The 15801-nt window shown below is 47.0% G+C and carries 13 protein-coding genes; all 13 read left to right on the top strand.

Annotated features, from left to right (window positions below; translation table 11 throughout):
- Position 1: 1 nt before the first annotated feature.
- The 13 genes from AB3351_RS16375 to AB3351_RS16315 all read left to right on the top strand — a co-directional run bounded on the left by AB3351_RS16375 (position 2) and on the right by AB3351_RS16315 (position 15781).
- Positions 2-1144, top strand: a complete 1143-nt coding sequence (locus tag AB3351_RS16375) for an acyl-CoA dehydrogenase (RefSeq protein WP_371148226.1) — start codon at positions 2-4, stop codon at positions 1142-1144.
- Between the two features lie 13 nt (positions 1145-1157).
- Complete coding sequence (meaB, locus tag AB3351_RS16370) at positions 1158-2102, top strand: methylmalonyl Co-A mutase-associated GTPase MeaB (RefSeq protein ID WP_371148225.1); 945 nt, start codon at positions 1158-1160, stop codon at positions 2100-2102.
- A 135-nt stretch (positions 2103-2237) separates the two neighbouring features.
- Positions 2238-2864, top strand: coding sequence for a TetR/AcrR family transcriptional regulator (locus AB3351_RS16365; RefSeq protein WP_371148224.1), 627 nt, complete (start codon positions 2238-2240; stop codon positions 2862-2864).
- A 103-nt stretch (positions 2865-2967) separates the two neighbouring features.
- Positions 2968-6222 carry a fused isobutyryl-CoA mutase/GTPase IcmF gene (icmF, locus tag AB3351_RS16360; RefSeq protein WP_371148223.1) on the top strand — a complete coding sequence of 1085 codons (3255 nt, stop codon included), beginning with the start codon at positions 2968-2970 and terminating at the stop codon, positions 6220-6222.
- 516 nt (positions 6223-6738) lie between these two features.
- Positions 6739-7263, top strand: a complete 525-nt coding sequence (rpoE, locus tag AB3351_RS16355; RefSeq protein ID WP_371148222.1) for a DNA-directed RNA polymerase subunit delta — start codon at positions 6739-6741, stop codon at positions 7261-7263.
- A 187-nt stretch (positions 7264-7450) separates the two neighbouring features.
- The gene (locus tag AB3351_RS16350; protein ID WP_371148221.1) at positions 7451-9052 is read left to right on the top strand and encodes a CTP synthase; all 1602 of its coding nucleotides are present in this window, start codon (positions 7451-7453) and stop codon (positions 9050-9052) included.
- A gap of 161 nt (positions 9053-9213) precedes the next feature.
- Entirely contained in the window at positions 9214-9579 is a 366-nt protein-coding gene (locus AB3351_RS16345) for a response regulator (protein WP_206248471.1), read from the top strand.
- Between the two features lie 67 nt (positions 9580-9646).
- Positions 9647-10510: a class II fructose-1,6-bisphosphate aldolase gene (fba, locus tag AB3351_RS16340; protein WP_371148220.1), complete on the top strand. Its 864-nt coding sequence runs from the start codon at positions 9647-9649 to the stop codon at positions 10508-10510.
- Between the two features lie 37 nt (positions 10511-10547).
- On the top strand, positions 10548-11195 hold the full coding sequence (gene fsa, locus AB3351_RS16335; RefSeq protein ID WP_371148219.1) for a fructose-6-phosphate aldolase: 648 nt from the start codon (positions 10548-10550) through the stop codon (positions 11193-11195).
- Positions 11196-11269: 74 nt separating this feature from the next.
- On the top strand, positions 11270-12538 hold the full coding sequence (locus tag AB3351_RS16330; protein ID WP_371148218.1) for a UDP-N-acetylglucosamine 1-carboxyvinyltransferase: 1269 nt from the start codon (positions 11270-11272) through the stop codon (positions 12536-12538).
- A 22-nt stretch (positions 12539-12560) separates the two neighbouring features.
- Positions 12561-13529 carry a class II fructose-bisphosphatase gene (gene glpX, locus AB3351_RS16325; protein WP_371148217.1) on the top strand — a complete coding sequence of 323 codons (969 nt, stop codon included), beginning with the start codon at positions 12561-12563 and terminating at the stop codon, positions 13527-13529.
- Between the two features lie 61 nt (positions 13530-13590).
- Positions 13591-14868: a transcription termination factor Rho gene (gene rho / locus AB3351_RS16320; protein ID WP_371148216.1), complete on the top strand. Its 1278-nt coding sequence runs from the start codon at positions 13591-13593 to the stop codon at positions 14866-14868.
- Between the two features lie 127 nt (positions 14869-14995).
- Positions 14996-15781 carry an undecaprenyl-diphosphate phosphatase gene (locus AB3351_RS16315; protein WP_371148215.1) on the top strand — a complete coding sequence of 262 codons (786 nt, stop codon included), beginning with the start codon at positions 14996-14998 and terminating at the stop codon, positions 15779-15781.
- The last annotated feature ends 20 nt before the right edge of the window (positions 15782-15801 follow it).

Here is a 15801-nt window from a genome sequence, read left to right as displayed (position 1 = left end):
CATGGATTTCCAATTGTCTGAAGAACATAAAATGCTGCGTCAAATGGTGCGTGAATTCGCGGAGAATGAATTGGCCGACAAGGCTGGAGAACGGGATGAAGAAGAACGCTTTGATATGGAAGTGTTCCACAAGATGGCTGAGCTTGGCCTGACCGGTATTCCGTGGGATGAAAAATACGGTGGCGCAGGCTTTGACTTCTTAAGCTATGTAATCGCAGTAGAAGAGCTGTCCCGCGTCGATTCCTCCGTCGGTGTTACGCTGTCTGCGCATACATCACTTGCCAGCTGGCCGATTTACAAATTTGGTACGGAGGAGCAGAAGCAGAAATTCCTCCGTCCGTTGGCAGAAGGTAAAAGCATGGGCGCATACTGCTTGACTGAGCCGGGGTCTGGTTCGGATGCAGCAGGGATGAAGACAACGGCCAAAAAAGACGGCGACGACTACATTCTGAATGGAAGCAAGATCTTCATTACGAATGGCGGACTGGCTGACATCTACATCGTATTTGCAGCAACAGAGCCTGAGCTTAAGCATAAAGGTCAGACTGCATTTATCGTAACAAGCGACATGCCTGGCTTCAAAGTAGGTAAAAAAGAGAAGAAGCTTGGTATCCGTTCGTCTGCCACAACGGAAATCATTTTTGAAGATTGCCGTGTTCCCGCCGAGAACGTGCTGGGTGCTGAAGGCCAAGGCTTCAAAGTGGCAATGATGACGCTTGATGGCGGCCGGAACGGAATCGCTGCACAGGCGGTTGGTATTGCGGACGGAGCATTGACGCATGCCATTGCCTATTCTAAGGAACGCCAGCAGTTTGGCAAGCCGATTTCTGCACAGCAGGGCATCGCATTCAAGCTGGCGGATATGGCGACCAAGGTAGAAGCTGCCCGTCTTCTCACATACCAAGCGGCTGTACTTGAAGATAAAGGATTATCGTACGGCAAGGCATCTGCGATGGCGAAGCTGTTTGCAGGTGATATCGCAATGGAAGTAACGACTGATGCGGTACAGGTATTCGGCGGCTACGGCTATACGCGCGAGTATCCGGTAGAACGCTTCATGCGTGATGCGAAAATCACACAAATATACGAAGGAACCAACGAAATCCAGCGTCTTGTCATCTCGAACTACCTGCTGAAAGACTAAGGATGTGAACGTATTGCATACATTGGTAGAACGGATTCTTGCAGGAGACCGTCGTGCGGCTGCACGTGCGATCTCCTATATAGAAGATAATCATCCGGAGAAGACGGAGGTGCTGCAGGATCTTTTCCCACATACGGGAAAAGCATTCCTTGTCGGCATCACCGGCTCACCGGGTGCGGGTAAGAGCTCATTTGTTGATAAGCTTATTGGGTATTTACGTAAGCAGGAATTGACGGTTGGGATTGTAGCGGTAGATCCGACCAGTCCATTTACTGGTGGTGCGATCCTCGGTGACCGTATTCGAATGCAGGACCACTTTCTTGATGAGGGTGTGTTCATTCGCAGTATGGGAACACGTGGAAGCTTAGGCGGTCTGGCACGCGCTACGAAAGAAGCTGTGCGTGTGCTTGATGCTTATGGAAAGGATATCATCATTATTGAAACGGTCGGAGTTGGCCAATCGGAACTCGATATTATGAATATCGCTGATTCGACAGCGGTAGTACTGAATCCAGGCGGTGGTGATACCGTACAAGCTTTTAAAGCTGGGATTATGGAGATCGCTGACTTATTCATTCTGAATAAAGCCGATCTGGCTGGTACAGATAAGCTGTTCCGGGAAGTCGAACAAATGCTGGACCTGGTGAAGCATGATGCCCCGTGGCGCCCACCGATCGTTAAGACCATTACCCCGCAGAACAAGGGGATTGATGAGACATGGCAAGCGTTTCTTGACCATAAGTCATTCCTTACGGCAAGCGGTGATTGGGATAAGCGACGTGCCTCGCATCTGAAGGAGGAGGTTGCCGAGATTGTGGAGCATGAGATACACCAGCTCGTCGTCAAACAATTGCGCAGTGAAGAATATAGCGATATGATGGAGAAAGTCTCCCGCCGTGATATTGATCCGTATGAAGTAGCAGGACAACTTCTTCAGCAATTAATTAAGGAGAAATAGTATTCTGAAAAGTGTTGCGAATCCGTTTTCTTCCTGCGTATAATAGAATATAAGAAAGAGGAGGCGAAAGGCCTCTTCTTTTTCCCTCCACTCTGAGCAATCGCTCAGTCGGCATGAGGAAAGGAGTAATAGACGATGGAACAGCGAAAATCAATTCCTTCAATGGTAAAAGACCCAAAACTTATCGAAAAACGACGCGAGCAGATTATTGAAGCCGCCGTTGAGCTTTTTGTTTCTAAAGGATTTCATAAGACGACGACACGAGAAATTTCCCGTGCTTCAGGGTTTAGTATCGGTACGTTGTATGAATATATCGAATCCAAAGAAGATGTTCTCTATCTAGTATGTGATGCAATTCATGCTGGGGTGGAAAAAGGATTACAGGAAGTGCTGGTAAATGGAGTGAATGGTGCCGTGATGCTGAAGGCTGCGATTGAGGGCTTCCTACGTGTTATGGACCAGATGCAGGATCGCGTGCTTCTCATTTATCAGGAGATCAAGTCGCTTCCACACGATACGATGAAGTACGTATTGGCTAAGGAAGAGGAGATTACCAGCTTTTTTGAAGAAATTCTTGATCGGGGCAGGCTGGATGGCTCGCTGCGAATTGACGAGCATTCTATAAAGCTGATGGCCCACAATATTGTAGTACTTGGTGAGATGTGGACGTTCCGCCGCTGGAGTCTGCGCAAGCACTACACCCTAGAAGAATATATAGAGATGCAGACCTCCTTGATCTTACGTGAATTAACAGGAGAATAATGTCCAGTAGTCAGGCGAGGAGAAAGAGATGCTCTTTGCCCGTGTTAGTGCCTATGATGATTATGTAAGGTCAGAATCGCGACCTTGAAGGAGGAAATGTAAGATGGAAACGACAATTTATCGTCCGAAGCATAATGTTCGCTTTGTTACTGCTGCTAGTCTGTTCGACGGCCATGATGCATCCATTAATATTATGCGCCGCATTCTGCAGGCGTCCGGTGTGGAAGTCATTCACCTTGGGCATAACCGCTCTGTAGAAGAAGTAGTGAATGCCGCCATTCAAGAAGACGCACAGGGGATTGCCATTAGCTCTTATCAGGGCGGTCATGTAGAGTATTTCAAGTACATTGTCGATCTGTTAAAGGAAAAGGGAGCCTCCCATATTAAAGTGTTTGGCGGTGGCGGTGGTGTAATCGTGCCTGCTGAAATCCGTGAGCTGCATGAATACGGGGTCAGCAAAATCTTCTCACCAGATGACGGACGTTCGAACGGTCTGCAGGGTATGATTAATTATATGATTGAGCAGACCGATTATCCGACCCCGAAAGAAGTTGAAAAAGAGATCAGCGAGTTGAAGAACCGTAGTTGGAATGCGATCAGCCGTATGATTACACTGGCGGAAGAAAATGTTGAGAAGCAGGATCAAGAAGTAGCAGCTACATTGGAAAAAGTCCATGCCATGGTGGAAACAGTTCCTGTCCTTGGTATTACCGGTACGGGCGGCGCAGGCAAAAGCTCGCTGACAGACGAATTGGTACGCCGTTTCCTCGAACAATATCCAGAAAAGACAATTGCGATTCTATCTGTAGACCCATCCAAACAAAAAACGGGTGGTGCATTATTAGGCGACCGTATTCGCATGAACTCCATTCACTCTCCGCGCGTCTATATGCGCTCACTCGCTACCCGTACATCGCATAGCGAGCTGAGTAAAGCAATCGGGGATGCGATTACTATTGTAAAAGCAGCGGGCTATGATTTCATTATTGTAGAGACATCAGGTATTGGCCAAGGCGATGCTAATATTACACAAGTGTGTGATGTTGCCATGTATGTCATGACAAGCGAATTCGGTGCGCCGACACAGCTTGAGAAAATTGACATGATCGACTATGCCGATATTATTGCCATCAATAAATTTGAGCGCCGCGGTTCCGAGGATGCGCTGCGAGATGTGAAGAAGCAGTGGACGCGAAGCCGTGCTATTTTTGATATGAAAGATGAAGATATTCCGGTATACGGTACGATTGCAAGCCAGTTCAATGATCCGGGTACGAATGTTCTGTTCGTTAACTTGATGAAAGTAATCTCTGAGAAGCTGGGCATGGAATGGAAGACAACAATTGATATTACCGGCGATCAGAAATCCAAGAAAAAATATATTATTCCATCTGACCGCGTTCATTATTTAGCGGAAATCGCAAGTACAGTACACCAATACAAAAAGTATACGGAGCAGCAGGTACAAGTTGCGCGTAAGCTATTCCAATTGAAGGGCGCAAGAGAAGAGTTCGCAGGTAAAGATGGGGAGATTGCGTCTGAACTGCTGCAAGAACTGGAGAAGCTCATCGCGCATTATGAGGAGCAGCTGCATCCGGAAAGCAAGAAAATCCTCGATAACTGGAAATCGCTCAAGGAAGCGTACCAGCAGGATGAGTTCGTTACAAAAGTACGCGACAAAGAAATCGTGACAAAGTTATACACGACATCACTTTCCGGTACGCGTATTCCAAAAGTGTCCATGCCGAAGTTTGAAGACTTTGGCGAGATTCTTCGCTGGTCTATGAGCGAGAATCTTCCGGGTTACTTCCCATATACGGCAGGCGTGTTCCCGTTCAAACGTGATGGGGAAGATCCGAAACGTCAATTTGCGGGCGAAGGTACGCCGGAGCGCACGAACCGCCGCTTCCACTACCTGTCTAAAGACGATACGGCGAAGCGCCTAAGCACGGCTTTCGACAGTGTAACTCTGTATGGAGAAGATCCGGATTACCGCCCGGATATCTACGGTAAAATCGGTACGAGCGGCGTTAATATTTGTACATTGGATGATATGAAGAAGCTGTATGCGGGCTTCAACCTATGCCACCCGTCCACATCCGTATCGATGACGATTAACGGGCCTGCACCGATTATTCTTGCGATGTATATGAATACTGCAATCCAGCAGCAGATTGATATGTTTAAGGAAGAGAACGGACGCGAGCCGAATGCGGAAGAGATGAAGCAGGTAAGAGAATATACCCTCAAGAATGTACGTGGTACCGTTCAAGCGGATATCTTGAAGGAAGATCAGGGACAGAATACGTGCATCTTCTCGACTGAGTTTGCTTTGAAGATGATGGGGGACATCCAAGAATACTTTATTCAAAACTATGTCCGCAACTATTATTCGGTAAGTATTTCCGGCTACCATATTGCTGAAGCGGGAGCCAATCCGATTTCTCAATTGGCCTTCACGCTGGCTAATGGATTTACGTATGTAGAATACTACTTAAGCCGCGGCATGAATATCGATGACTTTGCACCGAATCTGTCGTTCTTCTTCAGCAACGGCCTAGATCCGGAGTATACCGTGCTTGGACGCGTAGCTCGCCGTATTTGGTCTACTGTCATTAAGAATAAATATAGCGGCAATGAGCGCAGTCAGAAGCTGAAGTACCATATTCAGACATCCGGTCGTTCGCTGCATGCACAAGAGATGGACTTTAATGATATTCGAACGACGCTGCAGGCGCTTATGGCCATCTACGACAATTGCAACTCACTGCATACGAATGCGTATGATGAGGCGATTACGACGCCTACAGAGAACTCTGTGCGCCGTGCAATGGCAATCCAGATGATTATTACTAAAGAGCTTGGTCTTGCTAAGAATGAGAACTCACTGCAGGGTTCATTCATTATTGAAGAGCTGACTGATCTCGTAGAAGAAGCCGTATTGGCCGAGTTCCAGCGTATCAGTGATCGTGGTGGTGTGCTAGGTGCGATGGAGACACAATATCAGCGCAGCAAGATCCAAGAGGAGTCACTCTACTATGAGACGCTGAAGCATAATGGTGAATTGCCGATTATTGGGGTGAATACGTTCCTCAATCCGAATTCTTCTGAAGATGATTACGAGATTGAACTCGCCCGTTCTACGGAAGAGGAGAAGGTGCAGCAGATCAATAATCTGCGTGCATTCCAGGAGCGTAATCAAGACGCGGCTTCCGCTGCCCTGCAGCGCCTCAAAGAAGTGGCTCGTGCAAATGGAAATATTTTTGCGGAACTAATGGAAACGGTGAAAGTTGCAAGTCTTGGTCAGATTACAGGTGCGCTTTATGAAGTAGGCGGCCAGTATCGCCGTAATATGTAACAGAAAAAAGCAGTCCACGGCTTGCTAGTTTTCTTTTCTACGCAGAAGCAAGTCGTACGCTCTATCCAATAAACAAACCGCCCTGCCAAACATCTGGGCCGCTCGAAGAGGGAGACAGTGGCAGGGCTTTATTGGTTTGTTTAATTGGCCTCACTGGAGTGGAAAAGAAAAATGCATCACCTTCTACTGCTTTTTTCTATGTGCCGGCCCTTGCTGGCTCGGTCAGGAAACTTCGTTAGGTTGAAAGAAAAAGGCGAGATCATTTTTTCTCGTCTTTTTCTCAATGAGTAAAAAAGTATCGCCGCTGGCGGCTTTTTTCTTCACATTTATAGTAGGGAATGAGCCGCTTTTCTTGCGAGTGAAGCGGCTTGTTTTTTATGTCTTGCACTATGCCCTTGCAATTTAGGTCTGAAATTGTATAAAATAAGGAATGCTGAATAATAGGGATAGTATGTCCGGGGCGTGCAAAAGCCGCGTCTCGTTGCTGAATACCTGTAAAGAAGGGAAGTGCCGAGGTTGAGCAATGCTTTGAACCTGGAAGCGGAAAAAATCAACGAAATGGCGATGGTAGATCTCGCTTATCAAATGTTGAACCAATCAAAAAAACCGGCGTATTACCGTGATTTGTACAAAGAACTGACCCAGATGAAAGATATGTCAGAATCTGAAGCGATGGATATGATCGCACAAGTTTATACGGAGATTAATCTTGATGGTCGTTTCATCTGCCTCGGTGATAACCTATGGGGCTTAAAGCGCTGGTATCTTGTAGAGACGCAAGAAGAATCGGCGGAAGGTGGCTTCCGTGCGAAATTTGCACTTGATGATGATGACGATGACTTCGATGATGATCTCGAAGAAGAATATGATGAGATTGATAATGACAATGTGAACGATGTAGATGATGACGATGAAGAAGATGAAACAGTTGATGACGACTTCGATGATGAAGAAGAGGCTGAAGAAGAATTCGAATCCGATCTAGAAGAAGAGGAAGAAGAATTAGACAGCGATGACGAAGACGAAGAACTTGACATGTAATACAAGGGAAGATAAAATACTTTTTGGGCTTTAAAAGTTTTTTGATTCCTGTTAATCAACAAAAACAAAAGTGCCCCTCCGAGAACTCGGTTGGGTCGCGCTTTTGTTTTTTTTATTTTCTAGGTTCATATAGCAAATTGTTTTGTGGAAAAGTATTGAATGGGCAAAGAAAGAGGGGTTTATTTGTATGGCAAAGTATATATTTGTAACCGGCGGTGTGGTATCTTCTCTGGGTAAAGGAATTACTGCCGCTTCTCTAGGACGTTTATTGAAAAACCGTGGCTTACAGGTAACGATTCAAAAATTTGATCCGTACATCAATGTGGATCCAGGTACAATGAGTCCGTATCAGCATGGCGAAGTGTTTGTTACACAAGACGGGGCGGAGACAGATCTCGATTTAGGACACTATGAGCGCTTCATTGACATTAACCTGAACTCGAACAGCAATGTTACGACAGGTAAAATCTACTCATCGGTTATTACCAAAGAGCGTCGTGGCGACTATTTGGGTGGAACTGTGCAAGTGATTCCCCATATTACAAACGAAATTAAAGAACGCGTTTTCCGCGCTGGCCGCGAGACGAATGCTGATGTAGTCATTACGGAAATCGGCGGTACGGTAGGGGATATCGAGAGTTTGCCTTTCCTTGAAGCAATCCGTCAGATCAAGAGTGATGTAGGCCGCGATAATGTGATGTACATTCACTGTACACTGGTGCCGTATCTGGCGGCTGCCGGCGAGATGAAGACGAAGCCAACCCAGCATAGTGTAAAAGAGCTGCGCAGCCTGGGTATTCAGCCAAATGTAATTGTATGCCGTACTGAGCATCCGATGTCTCAAGATATGAAAGACAAAATCGCCCTCTTCTGCGACATCGATCCAAAAGCCGTTATTGAAGCGGCAGATGCTGAATCTCTGTATGAAGTGCCGTTGGAACTTAAAGCACAGGGCATGGATGACTATGTATGCAACCATCTGAACCTCACTTGCCCGGAAGCGGACATGACAGAATGGAAGCAAATGCTTCACAAGATCAAAAATCTCTCCCACAAAACAACCATTGCAATCGTTGGTAAATATGTAGCGCTGCATGATGCGTATTTGAGCGTCGCTGAAGCACTGTACCATGCGGGCTATGCAAACGATGCGGATGTAAGTATTGAGTGGGTAGATGCAGAAGAAGTGTATGAGAATAATGTAGCCGAGCTTTTAGGGCATGTGGACGGTATTCTCGTTCCAGGCGGCTTTGGCGACCGCGGTGTAGAAGGTAAAATTATTGCTACTAAATATGCACGTGAGAACAAGATTCCGTTCCTCGGCATCTGCCTAGGTATGCAGGTGGCCGTGATTGAATTTGCCCGTCACGTTGTCGGCCTCAAAGACGCGAACAGTTCAGAAATCAACCCTTCTACCCAGTATCCGGTGATTGATTTACTTCCGGATCAGAAGGACATCGAAAATCTTGGTGGTACGATGCGTCTTGGTCTATATCCGTGCAAAATGGAAAAAGACACGCTGGCACACGCTTCTTACAGTGAAGACCTCGTATATGAGCGTCACCGCCACCGTTACGAATTCAATAACCAATACCGTGAAGCGCTGAAGGAAGCTGGTATGCAGTTCAGCGGCACATCGCCTGACGGTCGTCTGGTAGAAATCGTTGAAATTCCAGAGCATCCTTGGTTTGTGGCAAGCCAATTCCATCCGGAATTCGCATCCCGTCCGAATCGTCCACAGCCGCTCTTCCGCGATTTTGTTGGCGCTGCACTCCAGCTTAAAAAATAAAGAAAAATGTGTAAAAGGCAGGCCGAATTGGCTTGCCTTTTTTTCTGTAGGCCTCATGCGAAATGGCAGGAATTTTTTAGTATATAGCGAATCTTACAATATATAAATGTGGGAACAAGCAATACATACTGTATGGGTTAAGAGTCGAAGGGGGACACAACATGAAGGATAAGAAAGTATTGATTGTTGATGACCAATACGGGATTCGCGTCTTGCTTTTTGAGGTATTTGGAAAAGAAGGATACCAAACCTTTCAGGCAGCAAACGGAAAGCAGGCATTAGAGATTGTTGTAGGTGATTCGCCGGATCTTGTGATTCTGGATATGAAAATCCCAGGGATGGATGGGCTTGAGATTTTAAAAGAAATTAAAAAAATCGCCCCAGATACAAAGGTCATTATGATGACAGCCTATGGTGAATTGGATATGATTAAAGAGGCGACGGAACTCGGTGCATTGACGCATTTTACTAAGCCATTTGACATTGATGAACTGCGAACAGCGGTAAATAAGCAACTCGCATGCTAAACTTCCATTGTGGTATAATAAGCAATGTTTGAGTAAGAGTATGCACAAAACAAGGAGGATCTTACATATGCCATTAGTATCGATGACAGACATGTTAAACAAAGCCGTAGAGGGAAAGTATGCAGTCGGTCAGTTTAACCTGAACAACCTTGAATTCACGCAGGCCATTCTGCAGGCTGCGGAAGAAGAAAAATCTCCTGTCATCCTTGGAGTAAGTGAAGGTGCAGCTCGTTACATGGGCGGTTTCAAATTGGTTGTAGCGATGGTAGAAGCGCTGATGGAAGAATATAAAGTTACCGTACCGGTGGCGATTCACTTAGATCATGGCTCATCTTTTGAGAAGTGCGTGGAAGCTATTCATGCAGGATTCACATCCGTTATGATTGATGGTTCGCATTACCCGCTCGAAGAGAATATCGCCTTGACGAAGCGCGTGGTAGACGTAGCGCATGCGCTTGGTGTGTCTGTAGAAGCAGAGCTTGGACGGATCGGCGGTCAGGAAGATGACCTGGTGGTTGCGGATGCGGAAGCGATGTATGCGGTCCCTGAAGAGTGTGATAAGCTTGTACGCGAGACTGGCGTAGATTGCTTTGCTCCAGCCCTTGGTTCTGTACATGGACCGTACAAAGGCGAGCCGAACCTGGGTTTTGATAGAATGGAAGAGGTTATGAATTTGACGGGGGTTCCGCTTGTACTGCACGGGGGTACGGGTATCCCGACAAAAGATATTCAGCGTGCGATTTCTCTTGGCACAGCCAAAATCAACGTGAATACAGAGAATCAGATCGAGTCGGCCAAAACGGTTCGCAAAGTGCTAGAAGAAAAACCGGAACTGTATGATCCGCGCAAATATTTAGGACCAGCACGTGACACCATTAAAGAAACGGTTAAAGGAAAGATGCGCGAGTTTGGAAGCAGCAACCAAGCGTAACACCATTTTGTCAGCATAACGACAGAAGGAGTGGACCATGAGATTTTTTATTGATACAGCAAATGTAAATGAAATTCGCGAAGTACACGAGTGGGGCGTCTTAGCCGGTGTTACGACCAACCCGTCCCTAGTCGCAAAAGAAGGTCGGGACTTTGAAGAGACGCTAAAAGAGATCATCGACATTATCGATGGACCGATCAGCGCCGAAGTCATCAGCCTCGAAGCGGAAGGCATGATTGAAGAAGGCGAGAAGCTCGCTTCTCTCTCCAAAAACATCGTGATTAAAGTGCCGATGACGGTGGAAGGTCTAAAAGCCGTTAAATACTTTACAAAGAAAAAAATCAAAACGAACGTAACGCTTGTGTTCTCGGCAACACAGGCTCTGCTTGCGGCTCGTGCTGGAGCAACGTACGTGTCCCCGTTCTTAGGACGATTAGATGATATCTCTCAGGATGGTCTTCAATTGATCTCTGATATTGCTCAGATTTTTGATGTGCATGATATCGAGACGGAAATTATCTCGGCAAGCGTACGCCATCCACTGCATGTAGTAGAGTGCGCAAAGATGGGCGCAGACATTGCGACCATCCCGTATAAAATCTTCAGTCAGATGGTCAAGCATCCGCTGACCGATTCAGGCATCGAACGTTTTCTTGCGGATTGGCAGGAAGCGCAGCAAAAATAATAGAGGAGAGAAGCACCTTTTCAAAAGATATAAGGAAAAGGTGCTTTTTCCCATTGAGTAAGGAGAATCGAGCTGTGGAGAAACTATTTATCAAAGGCGGGCAGAAGCTGCAGGGAAGAATTCAGATTAGCGGGGCTAAAAACAGTGCAGTAGCACTAATTCCTGCTGCGATTCTTGCGGGCGCTGAAGTTGTACTTGAGAATGTGCCCGATATTAGCGATGTCCATATTTATAGTGAGATTCTGCAGGATTTAGGTGCGGTTGTAGAACGTGACAACGATACGCTGCGCATCGATTCTACCAACATGGAACCCAAGCCCATGCCAAACGGTAAGATCAAAGAGTTAAGAGCCTCCTATTATTTGATGGGCGCGATGTTAGGACGATTCGGGGAAGCGATTATCGGTCTGCCGGGCGGCTGTAATTTAGGGCCAAGACCCATCGACCAGCATATAAAAGGTTTTGAAGCATTGGGTGCCACACTTTCGCATGAGCATGGCTCTTTACATATTCAAGCAAATGAACTTATTGGTAATAAATTATACCTTGATGTGGTCAGTGTTGGTGCTACCATTAATATTATGCTGGCGGCTTGCCGGGCCAAAGGAAAAACTGTGATTGAGAATGCAGCCAAAGAACCGGAGATTATCGATGTGGCCACGCTGCTGAATGCCATGGGTGCCAGCATTAAAGGAGCAGGAACGGATGTCATTCGGATTGAAGGAACAGAGAAGATGCGTAATTGCAGGCACTCGATCATTCCGGATCGAATTGAAGCGGGTACGTATATGATTGCTGCTGCGGCAACTCGTGGAGATGTGGTGATTGACAATGTGATTCCCCGCCACCTTGAATCTCTCACAGCGAAGCTTAGAGAGATGAATGTACGGGTGGATGAAGATGATGATGCCGTTCATGTCATGGGCGGAGATGCATATGAAGCAATCGATATTAAAACGCTCCCTTACCCCGGATTTCCCACCGACCTTCAACAGCCTATTACCTCTCTATTAACGTGTGCTACCGGTACAAGTATTGTCACCGACAATATTTATCATGCTCGTTTTAAGCATGTAGAGCATTTATTGAACATGGGAGCAAAAATTAAGGTCGAAGGGCGCTCAGCCGTTATCGAAGGCCCGACCCCGCTTATTGGGGGAAAGGTCGTTGCAACGGATTTGCGCGCAGGTGCCGCGCTTGTGATTGCCGGATTGATGGCGGATGGCATAACAGAAGTTACGGGTGTCCATCACATTGACCGAGGCTATGCCGAGTTAGAAGACAAGCTTAAGAGTTTGGGCGCTGTCATGTGGCGAGAAAAACCGATTGAGAAAGTTTACTAACGGAACAGGAGATGACAGAGTAATGGAACGCAGTTTAACAATGGAATTAGTTCGTGTAACGGAAGCAGCAGCACTTTCATCCGCTCGTTGGATGGGACGAGGCAAAAAGGAAGAAGCAGATGATGCCGCAACCACTGCGATGCGAGCTGTATTTGATACCGTACCGATGCAGGGGACAGTCGTGATTGGTGAAGGTGAGATGGATGAAGCGCCTATGCTGTATATTGGGGAAGAACTGGGTCAAGGAGTAGGTCCAGAGGTGGATGTTGCTGTTGATCCGCTTGAAGGCACCAATATCGTGGCAAAAGGAACATGGAATGCACTAACTGTATTGGCTGTAGCGGACCGGGGAAACCTGCTGCATGCGCCGGATATGTACATGGACAAGCTGGCGGTAGGTCCGGAAGCGGCAGGCAAGGTAGATATTACCGCACCGATTATTGATAACCTAAGAGCGGTCGCTCAGGCCAAAGGAAAAGATATCAGTGACCTGGTTGCTTGTGTGATGGACCGTGACCGCCACGAGAAAATCATCGAAGAAATCCGTGAAGCGGGTGCACGTATTAAGTTGATCTCTGACGGTGATGTGGCCGGTGCAATCAATACCGCGTTCGAACATACGGGTGTAGACATCCTGTTCGGTATTGGTGGTGCGCCTGAAGGAGTAATTGCCGCTGTGGCACTCAAATGTCTAGGTGGTGAATTCCAAGGTCGTCTAGTTCCTTATAACGAAGCGGAAATCGAGCGCTGCAAAAAGATGGGGCTTGCTGATCCGCATCAAGTACTGCTCATGGAAGACCTTGTAAAGGGTGACGATTGTATTTTTGCAGCGACGGGTGTAACGGATGGTGAGTTGTTAAAAGGCGTACGCTTTGAAGGTACCAGTGCATTTACACAATCCATTGTTATGCGAGCCAAGTCCGGTACGGTCCGCTTTATTGATGGCCAGCACCGCCTTGAGCGTAAGCCTCAGTTTGTCGTAAAAGACTAGTAGGGCGAAGAAACGGTTAGACTGGTCATTAATTAAGAAAAGTGTGGTGTTCGAACGGCATATGGAAATGAATTTAGCACAATTGGAAGAAAAGAAGTTAACGGAGCTGTATAAGCTGGCAAAAGAATATCAGATTCCTTATTACGGCACATTTAAGAAACGCGAATTAATCTTTGCGATTCTACAAGCCCAGGCGGAGAAACAGGGGCATATGTTTATGGAGGGTGTGCTTGATACGCATCCGGATGGATTCGGCTTTCTGCGCCCTGTCAATTATTTGCCAAGTGCGGAGGATATTTATATCTCTGCTTCACAAATCCGTCGCTTTGACTTGCGAACCGGAGACAGAGTGTCAGGTAAGGTACGGCCGCCAAAAGAAAATGAACGGTATTTCGGGCTACTGCACGTTGATGCAGTCAATGGTGAGCCTCCTGAGAGTTCTCCAGAGCGTCTCCACTTCCCGGCGCTTACGCCTCTTTATCCTCAGAAAAAAATGGTACTTGAGACATCGCCTACCAGAGTGTCTTCCCGTATTATTGATTTGATCGCACCTGTCGGTTTTGGCCAGCGCGGCTTGATTGTCGCTCCGCCAAAAGCAGGAAAAACCATGCTGTTAAAAGAGATTGCCAACAGTATTGCAACTAATCATCCTGATGCTGAGCTAATCGTTCTTTTAATTGATGAAAGACCGGAAGAAGTAACGGATATGCAGCGTTCTGTGAAAGGGGAAGTCGTAAGCTCTACATTTGATGAGTTGCCAGAGAATCATATCAAAGTAGCGGAATTAGTGCTTGAGCGTGCGCTGCGTCTTGTTGAGCACAAAAAGGATGTCATTATTCTGCTTGATAGCATTACCCGTCTGGCACGTGCCTACAACGTTACCGTGCCGGCAAGCGGACGGACGCTTTCTGGTGGTATTGATCCTGCGGCGTTCCATCGTCCGAAGCGCTTCTTTGGGGCTGCGCGCAACGTGGAAGAAGGCGGCAGTCTGACCATTCTGGCTACGGCGCTGATCGAGACGGGGTCGCGGATGGATGATGTGATTTATGAAGAGTTCAAAGGTACGGGCAACATGGAGCTGCATCTAGACCGTAAGCTTGCCGAGCGCCGCGTCTATCCGGCGATTGATATCCGCCGTTCCGGTACGCGAAGAGAAGAACTGCTCTTTGCGAAGGAAGATCTGGAGAAGATCTGGGCGCTGCGCAAATCCATTCATGATAGTAATGAATTTACGGAAGCGTTTATTAAAAGATTGGGAGATTCGAAGACCAATCAGGAGTTCCTTGATTCGCTTGCTTTTGAAGCGGCTAAGAAGCCAGGGAATAAATCACGTTCATAGTAGGGTAGTATATGTGAAGAAGAGAGGGGACTTAGTTCCTTTGCTCTTCTTTTTTTATGCAAGATTTGTTGATAAGCCATACTTGCCGTTGCTTGTTCATATAGTGGATAGAAAAAGGAGAAAAACTATGAACGAGCTTCAGGCTATTGTACTTGGCATCATTCAGGGGCTGACCGAGTTTCTTCCCGTCAGCAGTACAGGGCATCTGTATATAGGCCGCCACCTTTTCGGATTGGACGAGGCGGGTTTATTCCTTGATACGATGCTGCATATCGGTACGCTGTTCGCTGTGCTGGCCGTTTATGGCGACGATGTTATCGAGATTATCAAAAGACCATTCAATAAGCTTACAGGCCTGCTTATTGTCGGTACATTACCTGCGGTTGCGGTAGGGCTTATCTTTGAGGACTTCTTTGAAGGAATTTCTCGGACAGGTATCACAGTCGGCTATGAATTTTTAGTGACAGGTGTAGTATTGTGGCTGGCGGATGGTTGGAAAAACCGAGGGGAAAAATCGCTTGAGAGAATATCGTATAGGGACGCATTATTTATCGGCTGTTTTCAAGCGGCTGCGATCCTGCCTGCATTATCTCGCTCCGGTCTTACGATTGCGGCTTCGCTGTTTCGGTGTATGGACAGGGAGGCTGCGGCCCGCTTTTCCTTTTTGCTCTCCCTTCCCGCAATAGGGGGAGGTGTACTGCTGCAGAGCGTGAAGGTAGTAACCGGAGAGAGCCGGGAAGTTATTGGACTTTCCCCCCTTCTATTCGGCGCATTTTTTTCTGCGCTGTTCGGCTATGTTGCGGTGCGCTGGATGATCGGCCTGCTGAAGCGTGGTTCGTTAAAGGGCTTTGCTATGTATGTCTGGGTGCTTGGCTTATTCATTCTTGGAGCGCAGTGGATGGGTATGTTTTAAGCAAACAAGCCGTCCCTGGC

Source organism: Aneurinibacillus sp. REN35, assembly GCF_041379945.2.
Lineage (GTDB): Bacteria > Bacillota > Bacilli > Aneurinibacillales > Aneurinibacillaceae > Aneurinibacillus.
This window is presented reverse-complemented; position numbering and strand designations above follow the sequence as displayed.